This is a genomic window from Candidatus Nomurabacteria bacterium (assembly GCA_020632075.1).
Lineage (GTDB): Bacteria > Patescibacteriota > Minisyncoccia > Phycocordibacterales > UBA918 > OLB19.
Genome location: JACKGH010000002.1, coordinates 22,978 through 36,647, shown reverse-complemented (window position 1 = coordinate 36,647; position 13,670 = coordinate 22,978). Strand labels below are relative to the sequence as shown.

The following is a 13,670-nucleotide window of genomic DNA, read 5'->3' as shown; positions in this document are numbered from 1 at the left end:
GTACCTGAAAGAGGTGTTTTTTAAAACTCGGGAAAGGGTAGTATACTTAGAGCTTAAGAGAGGTGGGGCACAGCCCGCCGCCGCTGGATCAAGGGCCTAGGTCAGGGCCCAGATCCAGCGAGGCGTCTGTGTACTTTCACAATAGTCGGCTTCGCCTCCTTTGTTCAAGCAATGTTCGACTTTTATCAAAAAAGAAAATTACGCGCTATCATCAATTCTCCAATCACACAGGGGGCGATTTTACTGTTGGCACTCATGGTCGGCTGGAGTGCGTACGTGCGCTACGACATTGCGATGGAAATGGTTGATCGTCGTGCAGAAGCTGAGCAGCAAGCAGCTGTGTTGCAGGAGCGCTTGAATGACCTGCAGGCGGAAGTGGAGTATCTCTCAAACGATCGTGGTATTGAGGCTGAAATGCGTCGTCAGTTTGATGTGTCGCTCCCTGGAGAGCAAGTGGTGGTGATCGTGGAAGATGAGGATGATGGTCCGGTGGTCGAGCCACTGGCGACCACGACGCCACAGAAGCATAAGCGGTGGTATCAGTTCTGGCGCTAGTCAGCTGGCGAAAGACTGGTATACTAGTAGGCGTTAAGACTAAATTTGCGTAAATCTAATTCTATGGATACTCCAGAACAAGAGACAAGTAGCGAAGCATCAGTAGTGATCTACAGCACCCCTGTATGTCATTTCTGCCAGGCAGCTAAGGAATTCTTTGCTGAAAATAATGTCGAGTACGTCAATCATGACGTAGCTACAGATGCTGAAAAGCGCCAGGAAATGATCGATATGACTGGTCAGATGGGTGTGCCAGTCATCAAGATCGGTGACGACATCATCATCGGCTTCGATGAGCCAAAGTTGCGCGAACTCTTGAAGATCTAATTGAGGAAGTAAAAAGGCGGGCCCTTCGGGCCCGCCTTTTTATTGTCCCTTTTTATATTGCCGTAGCTTGTATCCACCGACGGCGAAGTTAATCATAGCAATAACACTTAGCGACCAAAAACCTTCTTCGTTACTGATGTCTTGAAAATCAATAAACATCGGCACGATAAATGCGTATACTGCAGCCCCCAGTGACGCAATGGTTTTTACGCGCCAGGTAGACCAAAAAACAGAAGACATAGAGTGTCCTTCAGTGATCTGAGCGACTTCGGTATTGGCTCGAAATGCCGGGAACCAGGTGAGGCCAGTATTATCCTCAATCGGCTTGAGATCTTCGATTTTGTCTAGGAATGAGCGTGAGAAATATCGTGCACCAAGAATATTTACGATCCCTGCCAAGAGCCAGCCAAGGTAGATCATCAGGATAGTGCCGGCAAATTGCCACGCGCCACCTACTTGCGCAAAAATGGCAATGAAGAGTACGAGAGTTGAGCCTGGGAAAAAGCTGCCTATGACATACAGTCCTTCGACCAAGATCGCTAGAAACGCTGCTATAAACAGAAACGAACCTTCAGCATTGCTGATGAGTGCTACCAGTTGCTCCACGCCAGGAATATTTGTCTTCGTAAGTCCAAGAGCGCCATAGGTGATCAACGCAGTGCCAGAGATGATCCAGACCAGTGCACTGTACAGTTTGTCTTTATTACTTTTCATTGTGCCCTCACCAGGAATCGAACCCAGATTTCCTCCTTAGGACGGAGTTGTTCTATCCATTGAACTACAAGGGCAAGTGACTGATACTGTAGCACAAATTCACTTTTTAGTTTGTAGTGTTTGCTATACTTACAGTACATGAAACCAGAGAAAGATCACCATCAGATGATACATGAGTTGCTGCTTGAGAATCAGCGTTTGATTACTGAAAATAATCAGTTGCTCAAGAAGATGAATCGACGGTCTATCTGGTCATTTTGGCTCAAGGTGGTTTGGTTTGCGGTTCTTATTGGATTGCCATTCTTGCTCTATTACTACATTGTTGAACCATACTTTACGTCACTTGGTTCATCATTCGAGACCTTTCAGCAAGGACTACAGGAGATCCCTGGCTGGAAACAGTTTTATGAGGCTGCCGGCGGCAATACTCGCGGGGGAGAATAGATTGAAATTATCTCAAAAATCGGTACAATAGCGCGTACATTCCCTGCTTGGGTAGCTCAGTTGGTAGAGCATTCGCCTGAAGAGCGAAGGGTCAGCAGTTCGAGCCTGCTCCCAAGCACAGTAATGACAATGGCCCGAAATGCGAATGCATTTCGGGCCATTGTCATATACAGCAAAGGTTTTATACTCTTCTCTATGACACAACTTCATACACTGACACAAAAGGTCAGACAGATCATGGATATGTACCAAGAAGAATATCCAGAAGTGATCGTTGATCGTGACTACACGCCGTTTAAGATCACTGAAGAGTGGGGAGAATGCTTGCAGGCGTATCTCATGCTCACAGACCGTGGACGACAGAAAGATAAGGGCAAAGAAGAGATAAAAAAGATGCTGCAGCAAGAATTTGCTGATGTATTTGGCTATTTGTTGCTGTTCGCAGAACAGGAGGGTGTGGATCTGGCTGAAGCGCTCGAGCAGAAGTGGTTTGCGTACCTAAAGGAGTAATTGTGCCTCCTACTTATCCACTTGTGGCATTGCGGTTGAATTGATATATTCATCCGCGTTGCCAAACAGTGGCGACGAGTTCCATAACAGCGTCCAAAGGAGGACTACAGATGGATCAAAACACCAAGCGTCCTATCAGTGATGACAGAACCGAAACCGGTCGTCGGCACGACGATATCGAACCGATCGACACCGACCGGATCGATGGCTCCAATGCTCGTCATGACGAGCGGGTCATCATCCCCGACAGCAACGCTGCTGCCTGACCATCCTCCCCCGTGCCCGAAAGGGCTGACCGCCACCCGCTTTCGAGCGGGTTTTTTCTTGCAAACTCTGTTTAGTATGTTCTAATACTTGGTGAAAGTAGTACCTTTGCCACAGTGTCATCTCTGAGGAGAGTAGCTTCATGATTGAGATCCAAATGTACTATCAAAATGGTTCAAAGCGCGGGAGACCGGTCAATGGTCGCCTTTCTGCAGACGCGTACTGCCACACTGAGTCAGTGCAGGCAGAGAATGGTCTCATGTTGCGACTGGCTGATGTCATTCCGGAAGAGTCGGGCAAGCAAACCATTACTGCGTATGTCGATGCAGCGCTGTTGGGTGGGTAGTTAAGATCCAGAACAAAATCGCCGGATTCCGATAGGAATCCGGCGATCTTTTACTTATGAGCAGCGTTGGTGCGAACCTTTAGTTGAGTACTGCGGTGCTTATCAAGCTTTGGTAGTCTGATCTCAAGGAGGCCGTGTTTTTCTTGTGCTTCTGCCTCATCGATCGCGACTTCCTCAGGAAGGAGTAGGGTGCGTGAGAAGCTACCCCAGAAGAGTTCGCGGTGGAAGTAGCCGTCGTCGTGTGCTTCTTGGTATTCTTCGCGGACACCACGGACAGTCACCATGTCGCGCGTAATAGAGATGTCGAGTTCGTTTGGACTCACGCCGGCAACGAGCGCACGAATGATAATTGCATCATCAGTTTGATACATATCAACCGGAAGCTCGCCGTCCTGTTGTGGAGCGCTGCTTGTTTCTTCTTCCCATTCTTCGTCCTTGTAGTCGTCCTCTTCAACAGCAAGTTCATCGGTGTCGTCGTACTCACGATCCTCATCGAGGATATCGTATTCATCAGATTGATTGCCGGTGAGGCGCTCTAAGAATGAAGGTTTTTTCATGATAATTTTTGATGCAAATTATGGTTGCGCTCAAGGAGCTTAACTTTTTCAAACAGAAGAAACAGCAGGATGATGCCCATCCAAACGAAGAGGAAGATCGCGAGAACCTTCTCTCCACTTGTTTCTATTATAGATTTGTTGAAAAGGTAGTGCAATACAATAGCAATGAACAACCCAAAGGTTCCCATGAGTATTTGAGTGGTCTGTGAGCGGTAATAGGAGAGGGCCAAGAACACACCCACGGTGCCAGATGCGAGTACATGTAGCAGTGTAGCGCCAAGGAATCTGAATCCACCAGTAACGGCAGAGCTGAAGTATTCACCCGCCGCGAGTGGGTTGAAGATAAAGAGAGCGTTTTCAAGAGCTGAGAAGCCGAGGGCAACCATGATCATGTAAATGATCATGTCGATCGGCTCGTCGACCTCTCGATTCCAGAAGATGAGTGCGAGTGCAAAGGCGTATTTTAGTAACTCTTCAACAACGACCCACACTAAGACTACATTCCCACCGCTGTATAGATCGAGGGCAAGTTTTTGCAGTGGTAGCGTAACTGGTACAACAGCCATGCCAGCGATAAACGCGATCGCGATCAAGAAGTAAGGTTCGGGTTTACGACTGTCTTCGCGTAACCAAAACCACACCCAAAAAAGAGCCGGCACCAGACCAGCCAGGAATGCTATGGCGAAATTAGTCGCTTCCATTATGAGTATTGTAGCAAACCGCCGCGCGCCCTTTGGGCGCGCGGCGGTCTTGCGGTGGACTGCTCTTCTATCGCATCGACATGAGTCTTGAAGTGTTCAGCGACTGCCACCATGACTGCATAGTACTCCAAGGATTGGTTGGTGGCGGTGGATCTGCTGGTGGATTGCTTGGAGTCACCACTTCTTCAGTGACTATGTCTGCTTCACGTGATGGCGGTAAAGCTGCTGCAGGCGGCGTGACCTCCTCTGGTTTGGCTGGTGTGCCGGTGCCTGTATTGAATGAGAAGCGTGCACGATCTGCTTGTACTCGGCTTTTGAATGATTCGATCTCTTGCTGTTGGTCTGGAGCGAGCGGGAATATAGCCATGCCAGCACACATCATGTCGTTGATCTTCTTTTGAGTGGTGTAGTAGACATACCCTGAGTCACGTTCTAGTCCCCATGGAGTCAGAACCTCATCGCGATGGATGATCTGGAAATCACGCACCGCTTGCTCGGTTGCTAGGTCGAAGTAGCCAGAGACCAGCAAGCCACGATCGAGCTCCATGTTTAGGAATTGTTGCAGCTTCATGACCTGTCCTGCGTCATTCAGTGCACCATAGCGGAGATATTCGGTGAGATATGGTTCACACAGAGAAGTACTGACCCCAAGGACTTCTCCGGCTGGCTTGGTCCCTAGGTGTAGTTCGTGTGACGCAACTGCAGACTCATACGGTGTCTGGCTCCTTTCTCGGCGACTGCCCTGGAAACCGATCAGCTGCGCGTAGTTTGTGTAGGTGCCAGTCGCCATAGCAGAGTCAAATTCCATCTCATAGGAAACATTGATCGTCTCCCAGTTCTTTATCTCACCGAGTGGCCATGACTGTTGCGAAATGATCTCTCCAGCCTCATTTTCAAGCGTATCGACCAGGAGAGCGTCAAAAAGTGGTCCACCACGGTTGAAGAATGAAACAGTGTATTCAACCGTATCCCCTGGCTGTGCAATGTCTCGCGATGCGGTTTTGTTGATCTCGAAGTGTGCCGGGAAGGTTGAGCGTGAATTGGTAGACTCATTGCGGTTTCGTCCTACGTAGACCGTTACTACCTCCTCGTTATCTCTATCATTGGCGTCAGTACGATCGCTACTCACGCGACTGGTGAGTGGTAGGGCAGAGACCAGGTTAGGTTCTATGTCACTTGAGACTCGAGCGACATGTGTGAATTCTCTTGTTTCCTTTGGACCAATGTCCCCGAGTGACCAGGTTTGCTTGGAGTTTCCGTTACTCAAGGCTTGTTGACTTCCTTCGCTAAAAGCAAGACTATCACCAGCGAAAAGACCTTCAAGGTTCACGTTTGGTGCGGTCGTATCCCCGCGGTTGAAGACAGTGAAGGTGTATGTCACCAGTGAACCAGGCATGATCGGATCGTCTGGAGAGGTGGCGGTGACACCAAGCCAGAGGTCGGTCTGGCCAAAGCTCAGATTGCCGTTCCAGTTTCCATAGATATTGAAGATCAAGTTTGACCAGTTGCTACCAATGATATTGGTATTGGCAATGTTCATAATCGAAGCGTCAGCATAGGCGTTACCGGTCGAGATACTGGCGGTGTTACCTGCTGCTGCATTATCACCTGTCAGTGCAAAGACATGCACGTTGTTATTGATTGAAGCGTTGTTAGTGTTTGAGACGGTACCCGCATTCAGTGGAATACCTGGTGTATCGTAAGTGGAAATGATCTCAATACCTCGCTCAGTCTCACGCCAGGTGAGACCTTCAGGTAGTCCATCGATACTACCGGTCCAGTCACCATGGACACGGATCAGCATATTGAACGAACGACCTCCAATGATGTTTTGATTGACCAGGTTGGTCACTTCACCGCTCGCTACACCCGCGCCAGTCGTGATGTTTGCTTCGTCACCGATCGCAGTATTGTCGCCGGTGTTGGCGGTGACTGATACGTCGTTATTGATAGACGCGGTGTTGTTGTTGGTTGCATTGATCGTCGTTGGTGCAGGATTGCTAGTGAAGTATTGGTCGAAGAACGAACTGTTAGGTAGAACAATGTCACCAGCAAAGTCATCAAAATTATTGAAGATCAGGAGTAGATACTGGGAGTCTGAAATATTGGTGTTTGCGACATTGATGACATTGGCTGAAGCATAGGCATTGCCAGTTGTGATGGTGGCTTCATTGCCAACTGCACCATTGCCGCCAGTGTCAGCGACTACGGTGATGTTATTAGTTATGTCAGCAGTGTTGGCGTTTGAATAAAGTTGCGATCCAGTGTTACAGGAATCGGTGCAGGCGCTAGTACTTTGTGCAGTGTCGAAGTCAGCAAAGGCGATTTCAAAGTCGTTGCGCAGATCGAAATTGTTGTAGCCCAAGGTGTCGTTGATGAATGAGATGAGACCGTCGGAGTTGACGATATTGGTGTTCACGACATTGAGGATGTCTGCATATGCGAGCGCGTTTCCGGTATCGATATTGGCAGAACCGCTATAGACCAGATTGTCTCCAGTTTCGGCTGACGTGGTGGCGTTGGTGGTTGTCGTGGCGGTATTCTCTGTCTTTACGGTTGTTTCGTTTTCATCCTGTGTTGCAAACGAAAATGCGGGGGTTTCTGGTTCTGTAGCTTCTGTACTACTGGCTGTTGTTGAAGCAGCTTCGACTTCGGTGGTGTTCACCTCTGAGGTGACTGCGAGCCCCGCGGTTGCGTCGCCAGTTATGACCTCACTGTCACCCTCAGGAGCATCTGCAATAAGTTCTTCAAGAGTCTCTTCAGAGAGTTCGTCCGGTGCGACGATGACTTCCTCAGCAGGAGGTTCCTCAGTTTGTGATTGAGTTTCTGGTTCGGTTGCTGCGGCTGGAGCTTCAGTCGTTTCAGTGTCTTCAACTGCGTACGCAATGGTAGGGAAGATAGCCTGCAAGAACAGAGATCCAATGAGTAGCAGACTGGCCGTGTATAGTGCCACGGCATTAAAGGGTAGTGAGCGTGACATATAGAGAAATTAGCTTTTGTAATTGCTTGAGAAGCATCTCAAGCTGAGCGCGCTCGACCGACGCGTCAGCTGTTTCGGTGGTGTTGGTAATTGAGTTCGAAGGATCTACCGTCGTCTCGCTATACGAGATCGATGAACTACTTGTTTCCGTCCAGTCTACGATTGTCTCACCATTGACCACTGTCTGTACTGTGGCCTGGCTTGTACCGTTGTCGGCACTAACAGAGATAGAGTTTGAGATGACCGTCTCTGCCTGTAGTGTCATTGGAAACAACAAGATCGCTGCGAGAAGCAGTGACTGTCTGAAGTGTGTCTGTGATCTTGTGTTGAGCATATGATTGATTCCCTCGCTCAGACCTTGTCCTGAAGCGGTGGACCAGGTCTGAGTGGAGGGGAGGACAAAGTCCTCTCCTGCCACGGTCAGAGGTCGGCTATACCTCTGGTGCCTCCTCAGCGCCATTAAGTACACGTACTACAGTGGTGTTTACAAGGTTAGTTGCATCACCAGCTGCGTATGCCTCGCCGGTGCGGATAGTGCCGCCATGTCCGCCAGCGCCACCATTACCGCCGTCGCCCCCAGTACTACTGTTGAACCAGTTGAACCAGAGATTCCATGAGTACTTGCTACGGTCATGTCGGTCGCCAGCGTTTCCTCCGTCATCACCGCTACCTCCATCGCCACCATCAACCTCGTTGTAGCCAGTCTTGGCGTCAACGTCGAGGCTGTTGGTTACCATCGCGTTGTTGTGAGTTGAAACGCGGATCTTGTTTCCGTCTTCGTCATTGCCGAAGAACATGAAACGTGAGAGAAGTGGCTCTTCCTCGTCGCAGCCACAACCTTCAACAGTAACGCTGGTGTAGTTCACATCGTTGTAGATCGAGCCGAGAGCAGTAGCTACGCCAGTAGTGATGGTGCCACCATCACCACCGCGACCACCATTGCCACCAGCACCTGCGGTGCCACGACTTGCGTCGCCACCATCACCACCGCGACCACCGTCTCCACCTTCTGCTTCATTACCACCAGTCTTTGCGCTAATGTCTACATTGTTTACAACAGTAGCGTTGTTGTTGGTTGATACTGAGGTGCTGTCTCCGTCGTCACCACCACGGTGATTGTCGTAAGCAGCAGCCTGGAACGTATAAAGTGAGAATGTTGCCAAAGCCATTACTGCAGCAAGGGCGACAGACAACACTCGAGTAGTTGTTCTAGTCATATTTATATTTGCGTATTACCTCCTTTTAATGATGCTCGGCCAATTTTCTTCTCTACATCCCACGAAGAAACAGGTCGATCTGTGAACGGTACAAACTCGTTCGGTACTGTTCACAGACGGGAACGGATAGAGGTCTGTTCTGATCCGTGAACGGTACAGGTCATGTTTTTAAAACGAGAAGAAAAAATGAGAAAACAAAAACCCGCGTTGGCACGCAGGAAGACAGCTGGTATTGGCTGAGAAAACATATGCAGTTTGAATGGAAACACACATAAGCCACACACATGAAGCGAGTCGACTTGGTTTCCCCTCCAAGTATCACTTGTTACTTACAATGATATACCTGTCTTGGCAACTGTCAAAAAAACAGCATAGTCAGATACACAAAAAAATTTTGTCAACCGAGGGTTGTGGAAAAATGAGGTATGATACGTAGCAAGTAGAACTAACAATCAGTGGTCAGAGAACCGAACCAAACCGCACACAGTGGATCAGCGTACCTGGGGAAAACACCCGGATCGAATGATCGGGTGAAGGTTCGCTGATCCACTGTGGGTAGTTTGAACGAGGGGGCGGCCATGGCCGCGAGCTGGTGCTTTTATATACTTTTTTACCAATACACGCAAGGGTTACCCCTTGCGTGTATTGGTTGTATACTGCGAACACATGACAGAGATAATTCTATACCCAACTGAGACTATTTACGGGCTTGGAGTCAACGCATTTGATCAAGCTGCGTGGGAGCATTTGTGTGTACTTAAGGCGAGAGAAACCGCACAAACCGCGAGTTGGTTGGTGCGTGATCTTGGTGATATTGAGCGGCTGGGGGTGGTGACGGAGGCGGCGCGGCAGCTGGTAGAGCGGTATTTGCCGGGGCCACTGACGTTGGTGCTTGCGGCGAGTGACGTGGTGCCAGTGTACTGCCGCGCCGCCGATGACACAGTGAGTTTCCGCATCTCATCTGATTCGCTCGCACAGCAATTGATCGCTGAGTACATGAAAGAAAGTGATGGTGTGCCGCTTACCTGCACAAGTGCGAATGTCCATGGTGAGCCGACGGCAGCATCGCCCGCTGAGATACTTGCGCAGTTTGGCGAGCGGGCACACATGATCACGAAAGTGATCGATGGTGGAGTTCGAGAAGGGCAGGCTTCTACGGTAGTGCGGTGTGTGGGGGGTGGGGTGGAGGTATTGCGGGAAGGTATGGTAAAGATTTAGTTTTCATACAAAGGCGGCCGGAGCAAAGAAAGCTCCGGCCGCCTTTTGTATTTATGCTAAACTCTTATTTCCATCAGCTCTGATCACATCTGTCGCGTTTGGTGCGATTGCTCCTGATGCTTTGGCATGGCCCGCAAGGGCGATCATGATGCTGTTGTCGGTTGAGAGTCCTGGCGGCGGGAAGTAACAGGTGACATCTGGTAGGTCAGTGAGTAGTTTGGCTTCCATCGTTCGTTTGATGTATTGATTGGCGCTTACACCACCACCGACGATCAGAGTTTGTGCGCCATACTCCTCCAGTGCATCACAGGTCTTTTTCACGAGTACTGTAGCAACCGCATCTTCAAAATCCCGAGCGAGTGCAGCGATTTCATCTTGAGTCATGGTGCGGTCTTGTACTGCATAACGTACCGCGGTCTTGAGGCCCGAAAACGAAAAGTCGAGATCGCCGGAGTGGAGCATTGGTGTCGGGAGTTCTGTAAAGGCAGGGAGTTTTCGTTTTCGGGCCTCTGCTGCCAGCCGTGAGATCTCTGGCCCGCCGGGGTATGGGATTCCCACTAAGCGTGCGACTTTATCAAACGCCTCACCGACCGCATCGTCTCGAGTCTGTCCGATCTTTTCATACTGACCCCAGTTCTTCATAAGGATGAGCTCAGTGTGTCCACCAGAGATCAGGAGCGAAATGGCGGGGAAAGAAATATCTGAAAGTTGATTGTCTCGATCGGCATCATAAATGCTGGCCAGCACATGACCTTCCATGTGGTTGGTTGGGATGATCGGTGTGTCCCACAAAAGTGCGAGCGCTTTGGCAAAATTCACACCCACCCATAAGGCTGGCTCGAGCCCCGGTCCACTCGTGACAGCGATCAGATGAATCGGAAACGAACCATGTTCTCGGTGGAAGGTGAGTAATTGATCGGCGAGACCGTGCTCACGATTTAACAGTTCGCGCACTTTTGCCTCGGTCTCTTGATCAAGTCCAGGTGTGTACTCATGAGCTGCCAGCCCGGATTCCTTGATCGCTTTTTCGAGCATGGGTACGATCGTGGCGGCGTGTTCCCGCTTCGCGAGAGCGGGGAACACGCCGCCGTACTCACGATGAACATCGATCTGGCTCCAGAGTGCATCACCAAGCACTTCGTAGGTTGCGTGCGGAAAATCACCGCGGGCCTCGACGAGGCTGACTGCGGTTTCGTCACATGATGTTTCGATCGACAATATCAACATAAAAGCACTATACGAAAAAGACACAAATTAGTCTATCGGGTGTATAGTATCCGACATGCAGACAGTTGTAACGCACGATGGTAGTTTCCATCCCGATGACGTATTGGCAGTAGCCACCATCAAGATACTTTTAGCCGAAGAGCCAATTAAGATCATTCGCACTAGAGAGCGTGATGAGATTGATAAAGCAGATTGGGTAGTTGATGTTGGAGATCGGTTTGATCCAGCGACACAGCGCTTTGATCACCATCAAAACGGTATTCCAGCTCGTGAGAACGGTATTCCGTACGCAGCATTTGGCTTGGTCTGGCGTGAGTATGGAGAGCAGATCTGTGGTTCAAAAGAGATCTCGGACCAGATCGATGCGCAGATCGTCCAGCCGGTTGATGCAGGAGACAATGGCATTGCGCTCTATGAACTCAATGACCGCGGAGTAGCGCCGTACGAACTTTTTAGTGTACTCAGCGCCTTTCGTCCGGTGTGGGGGAGTGAACACGAAAATGATGCCGCTTTTGCCGAGGCAGTAGAATTTGCGAAGCAACTGCTCATGAGGATCATTGCGCACGCACAGGCTTCAGAGGCGGTGCGGCAGGTAGCTGAGTCTGGATATCAGGCCGCTGAAGATAAAGAGCTGCTGGTCTTTGAGGATCCGATCGATCGACATATGTTTATTCAGTATCCGGACGTGCGAATGGTTGTATATCCATCAGACACAACCAAGAAGAAATGGAAAGCATCGACGATTCCGACTGGTGAAGTTGTGTTTGAGTCACGAGTTGATTTTCCGAAAGAGTGGGGTGGTTTGCGTGATGGTGCACTCGCTGAAGTAACTGGTATTGAAGATGCGGTTTTTTGTCACAAGAACGTATTTCTCTTTGTTGCAGCTTCAAAAGAATCTGCGATCAAGGCGGCAAAGATTGCGCTCGGTAGAGAAGTGTAGGGAAGGTTAAACAAAGGCGGCGGCCCGAAGGGCCGCCGCTCTTGTTTATTTTGTGGCGCAGGTTACTAATTCACTTCGTTTATAAGTACCTGCTGCCCCGGCTCAGCTGTATTTTGCTTCAGGAAGTAAGCAAAATACATGCTTCCGCCTGACACAACGGCACGTATGCAAAACAGTTTGTATACTAAAACCCGGCAGAGCCGGGTTTTACCGTTGTGTCCGGTACAAGACTTGAACTTGTGACCTCTACAATGTCAATGTAGCGCTCTACCAGCTGAGCTAACCGGACAACCTGTAAGACTCAATCGAGCTTAGACAGTATAGCGAAAATGGTAAGTTCTGCAATTTTAGCAGCAGGTAATAATTCTTGACAGAACTAGCTTAATGTAGTATTTTCTTGTGAATTTGTTCAATTCCGCGAGGTAATAACTGTGCCGAAGAAAACCCCGGCTCGCATATTGCATGTTGGGCAACAATGGTTGGCTGTTTCAGAAACTCTATACGAAAATTTGATCCGGTTGGCAGACGAGGCCAAGCAGAACGTGGAAGAGTACGCAGCTGCAATTATCGCTGGTGATAAAGTGCGTCTGGCAGATGTCGGGCAAAACGATTCATCAGAAGCCGCCTTGGCAGTTATGAAACTCTATGAGTTTTGTCTCGAAGATTGCCGTGCGAGTTCTCGTGCGACAAAAAACTTGCATAATAACTGATCTGTTTCTTTCGACCAAATGCCTCTGTCGGTTTTCTCGGCAGAGGCATTTTTCATTTTGCACTAATGAGTTGATGCATGCGCTCCGTAATGGCACGATGAACACCATCACCTGTGATCTGTGGGTCAAGTGCTACTACTGCACGCTGCTCCTTTAACTCAGTGTACAATTTTGTAATGGCAGAGTGAACTTTTTCGTATCGCTCAGCAACTTCTTTTTGGTGGTAACGGTTTGCGATAATACTATATACCTCAGATTGCATTTGGATTTGTCTGAGAATAGAAAGAAAGAGTTGGTTATGCTCGAGAACTTGAGAGTCGCCTTCAGTCCACTGCTGAGCAAGTTGTAACAGGTGTGGCGCATCAACCCCAACAATTACTTTGGGTATTCCTTGCAGTTTCCCGTGAATAAGTGGCGGATTTCCAAATGGTGACTCGTAAAACGTTACATCTCTTAGTTTACCAGCTTGTATGTCTGCACAGACACTATCAATTTTGTTATTTGGATTACCAAAAGTGAAGTCTAAAGCACAACCGATGTACGTAGATCCATCTGGGCCATAGCGCTCAATAACTTCATCAATACCTGCATAGTAATCATCAAATGTTGATGTTGACACCCCGCGCACATCTTCTCCAAAGATCCCTTGATTGATCTGGTCATGTAGGATGGCTTCTAGTGTTTTACCAAACACCTCAGCTCTGGCCCAGCTTTCGTTTGTAGCTCGCTTGTGTGCAAACTGTGACTCGCGCTTATCTACATAATCACGACATTTACCCATAAGTTCCTCTGAATAGGTGTCAGCGAAATCTTCAATGTTAATTTTTTGTTCCAGTACAGCTATTGCTTGTTCGTAAGCAGGCGTCATGATCATTTGCTCGTGTTGATCTTTAAATATATTTGAAATGGAAGGCATTCCATTTTGGGTTGGGATTCCGCTGAACTCTTTCATGGTGTTGA

At 49.0% G+C, this 13,670-nt stretch carries 16 protein-coding genes and 3 tRNA genes; 9 read left to right on the top strand and 10 right to left on the bottom strand.

Going from position 1 to position 13,670, the window contains the following annotated elements; all coding sequences use genetic code 11:
• Window positions 1–171 precede the first annotated feature (171 nt).
• Complete coding sequence (locus H6786_05225) at window positions 172–555, top strand: septum formation initiator family protein (GenBank protein MCB9816767.1); 384 nt, start codon at window positions 172–174, stop codon at window positions 553–555.
• 63 nt (window positions 556–618) lie between these two features.
• A complete protein-coding gene (locus H6786_05220) occupies window positions 619–882 on the top strand; it encodes a glutaredoxin family protein (protein ID MCB9816766.1) in 264 nt (87 codons plus the stop codon).
• Window positions 883–921: 39 nt separating this feature from the next.
• Here H6786_05220 and H6786_05215 read toward each other — a convergent pair whose 3' ends face one another.
• Both H6786_05215 and H6786_05210 read right to left on the bottom strand, forming a co-directional pair.
• Entirely contained in the window at window positions 922–1,596 is a 675-nt protein-coding gene (locus H6786_05215) for a hypothetical protein (protein ID MCB9816765.1), read from the bottom strand.
• Window positions 1,597–1,598: 2 nt separating this feature from the next.
• A tRNA-Arg gene (locus tag H6786_05210) sits at window positions 1,599–1,670 on the bottom strand.
• A 64-nt stretch (window positions 1,671–1,734) separates the two neighbouring features.
• Here H6786_05210 and H6786_05205 point away from each other — a divergent pair.
• The 4 genes from H6786_05205 (at window position 1,735) to H6786_05190 (ending at window position 3,160) form a co-directional block, all read left to right on the top strand.
• The gene (locus tag H6786_05205; protein MCB9816764.1) at window positions 1,735–2,040 is read left to right on the top strand and encodes a hypothetical protein; all 306 of its coding nucleotides are present in this window, start codon (window positions 1,735–1,737) and stop codon (window positions 2,038–2,040) included.
• Window positions 2,041–2,085: 45 nt separating this feature from the next.
• Window positions 2,086–2,158, top strand: a tRNA-Phe gene (locus tag H6786_05200).
• Between the two features lie 77 nt (window positions 2,159–2,235).
• Entirely contained in the window at window positions 2,236–2,550 is a 315-nt protein-coding gene (locus H6786_05195) for a phosphoribosyl-ATP pyrophosphohydrolase (GenBank protein ID MCB9816763.1), read from the top strand.
• A 406-nt stretch (window positions 2,551–2,956) separates the two neighbouring features.
• Window positions 2,957–3,160, top strand: coding sequence for a hypothetical protein (locus H6786_05190; GenBank protein MCB9816762.1), 204 nt, complete (start codon window positions 2,957–2,959; stop codon window positions 3,158–3,160).
• A gap of 50 nt (window positions 3,161–3,210) precedes the next feature.
• Here H6786_05190 and H6786_05185 read toward each other — a convergent pair whose 3' ends face one another.
• The 5 genes from H6786_05185 to H6786_05165 form a co-directional block, all read right to left on the bottom strand.
• The gene (locus H6786_05185; GenBank protein ID MCB9816761.1) at window positions 3,211–3,717 is read right to left on the bottom strand and encodes an Hsp20/alpha crystallin family protein; all 507 of its coding nucleotides are present in this window, start codon (window positions 3,715–3,717) and stop codon (window positions 3,211–3,213) included.
• The gene (locus tag H6786_05180; protein MCB9816760.1) at window positions 3,714–4,418 is read right to left on the bottom strand and encodes a PrsW family intramembrane metalloprotease; all 705 of its coding nucleotides are present in this window, start codon (window positions 4,416–4,418) and stop codon (window positions 3,714–3,716) included. The genes H6786_05185 and H6786_05180 overlap by 4 nt, the downstream gene beginning before the upstream one ends.
• Before the next feature lie 67 nt (window positions 4,419–4,485).
• Window positions 4,486–7,398: a hypothetical protein gene (locus H6786_05175; protein ID MCB9816759.1), complete on the bottom strand. Its 2,913-nt coding sequence runs from the start codon at window positions 7,396–7,398 to the stop codon at window positions 4,486–4,488.
• The gene (locus tag H6786_05170; GenBank protein ID MCB9816758.1) at window positions 7,376–7,732 is read right to left on the bottom strand and encodes a hypothetical protein; all 357 of its coding nucleotides are present in this window, start codon (window positions 7,730–7,732) and stop codon (window positions 7,376–7,378) included. Before H6786_05170 ends, H6786_05175 begins: the two co-directional genes overlap by 23 nt.
• 97 nt (window positions 7,733–7,829) lie before the next feature.
• Entirely contained in the window at window positions 7,830–8,615 is a 786-nt protein-coding gene (locus tag H6786_05165; GenBank protein MCB9816757.1) for a hypothetical protein, read from the bottom strand.
• A 666-nt stretch (window positions 8,616–9,281) separates the two neighbouring features.
• On the opposite strand from H6786_05165, the gene H6786_05160 reads away from it, so the two are divergent.
• A complete protein-coding gene (locus tag H6786_05160; protein ID MCB9816756.1) occupies window positions 9,282–9,833 on the top strand; it encodes a threonylcarbamoyl-AMP synthase in 552 nt (183 codons plus the stop codon).
• A gap of 51 nt (window positions 9,834–9,884) precedes the next feature.
• On the opposite strand, the gene tsaD is transcribed toward H6786_05160, so the two are convergent.
• Window positions 9,885–11,060: a tRNA (adenosine(37)-N6)-threonylcarbamoyltransferase complex transferase subunit TsaD gene (gene tsaD, locus H6786_05155; protein MCB9816755.1), complete on the bottom strand. Its 1,176-nt coding sequence runs from the start codon at window positions 11,058–11,060 to the stop codon at window positions 9,885–9,887.
• Window positions 11,061–11,115: 55 nt separating this feature from the next.
• On the opposite strand from tsaD, the gene H6786_05150 reads away from it, so the two are divergent.
• On the top strand, window positions 11,116–12,000 hold the full coding sequence (locus H6786_05150) for an MYG1 family protein (GenBank protein ID MCB9816754.1): 885 nt from the start codon (window positions 11,116–11,118) through the stop codon (window positions 11,998–12,000).
• 216 nt (window positions 12,001–12,216) lie between these two features.
• Here the strand turns inward: H6786_05150 and H6786_05145 are convergent.
• A tRNA-Val gene (locus H6786_05145) sits at window positions 12,217–12,289 on the bottom strand.
• A 142-nt stretch (window positions 12,290–12,431) separates the two neighbouring features.
• On the opposite strand from H6786_05145, the gene H6786_05140 reads away from it, so the two are divergent.
• A complete protein-coding gene (locus H6786_05140; protein MCB9816753.1) occupies window positions 12,432–12,710 on the top strand; it encodes a hypothetical protein in 279 nt (92 codons plus the stop codon).
• 52 nt (window positions 12,711–12,762) lie between these two features.
• Here the strand turns inward: H6786_05140 and H6786_05135 are convergent, their stop codons facing one another.
• On the bottom strand, window positions 12,763–13,662 hold the full coding sequence (locus H6786_05135) for a hypothetical protein (protein ID MCB9816752.1): 900 nt from the start codon (window positions 13,660–13,662) through the stop codon (window positions 12,763–12,765).
• Window positions 13,663–13,670: the final 8 nt, after the last annotated feature.

What these genes read in the sequence shown, in the direction of transcription:
- H6786_05225 (MCB9816767.1), top strand. Translation starts at nt 172, where the DNA reads ATGTTCGACTTTTATCAAAAAAGAAAATTACGCGCTATCATCAATTCT.
- H6786_05220 (MCB9816766.1), top strand. Translation starts at nt 619, where the DNA reads ATGGATACTCCAGAACAAGAGACAAGTAGCGAAGCATCAGTAGTGATC.
- H6786_05215 (MCB9816765.1), bottom strand. Translation starts at nt 1,596, where the DNA reads ATGAAAAGTAATAAAGACAAACTGTACAGTGCACTGGTCTGGATCATC.
- H6786_05205 (MCB9816764.1), top strand. Translation starts at nt 1,735, where the DNA reads ATGAAACCAGAGAAAGATCACCATCAGATGATACATGAGTTGCTGCTT.
- H6786_05195 (MCB9816763.1), top strand. Translation starts at nt 2,236, where the DNA reads ATGACACAACTTCATACACTGACACAAAAGGTCAGACAGATCATGGAT.
- H6786_05190 (MCB9816762.1), top strand. Translation starts at nt 2,957, where the DNA reads ATGATTGAGATCCAAATGTACTATCAAAATGGTTCAAAGCGCGGGAGA.
- H6786_05185 (MCB9816761.1), bottom strand. Translation starts at nt 3,717, where the DNA reads ATGAAAAAACCTTCATTCTTAGAGCGCCTCACCGGCAATCAATCTGAT.
- H6786_05180 (MCB9816760.1), bottom strand. Translation starts at nt 4,418, where the DNA reads ATGGAAGCGACTAATTTCGCCATAGCATTCCTGGCTGGTCTGGTGCCG.
- H6786_05175 (MCB9816759.1), bottom strand. Translation starts at nt 7,398, where the DNA reads ATGTCACGCTCACTACCCTTTAATGCCGTGGCACTATACACGGCCAGT.
- H6786_05170 (MCB9816758.1), bottom strand. Translation starts at nt 7,732, where the DNA reads ATGCTCAACACAAGATCACAGACACACTTCAGACAGTCACTGCTTCTC.
- H6786_05165 (MCB9816757.1), bottom strand. Translation starts at nt 8,615, where the DNA reads ATGACTAGAACAACTACTCGAGTGTTGTCTGTCGCCCTTGCTGCAGTA.
- H6786_05160 (MCB9816756.1), top strand. Translation starts at nt 9,282, where the DNA reads ATGACAGAGATAATTCTATACCCAACTGAGACTATTTACGGGCTTGGA.
- tsaD (MCB9816755.1), bottom strand. Translation starts at nt 11,060, where the DNA reads ATGTTGATATTGTCGATCGAAACATCATGTGACGAAACCGCAGTCAGC.
- H6786_05150 (MCB9816754.1), top strand. Translation starts at nt 11,116, where the DNA reads ATGCAGACAGTTGTAACGCACGATGGTAGTTTCCATCCCGATGACGTA.
- H6786_05135 (MCB9816752.1), bottom strand. Translation starts at nt 13,662, where the DNA reads ATGAAAGAGTTCAGCGGAATCCCAACCCAAAATGGAATGCCTTCCATT.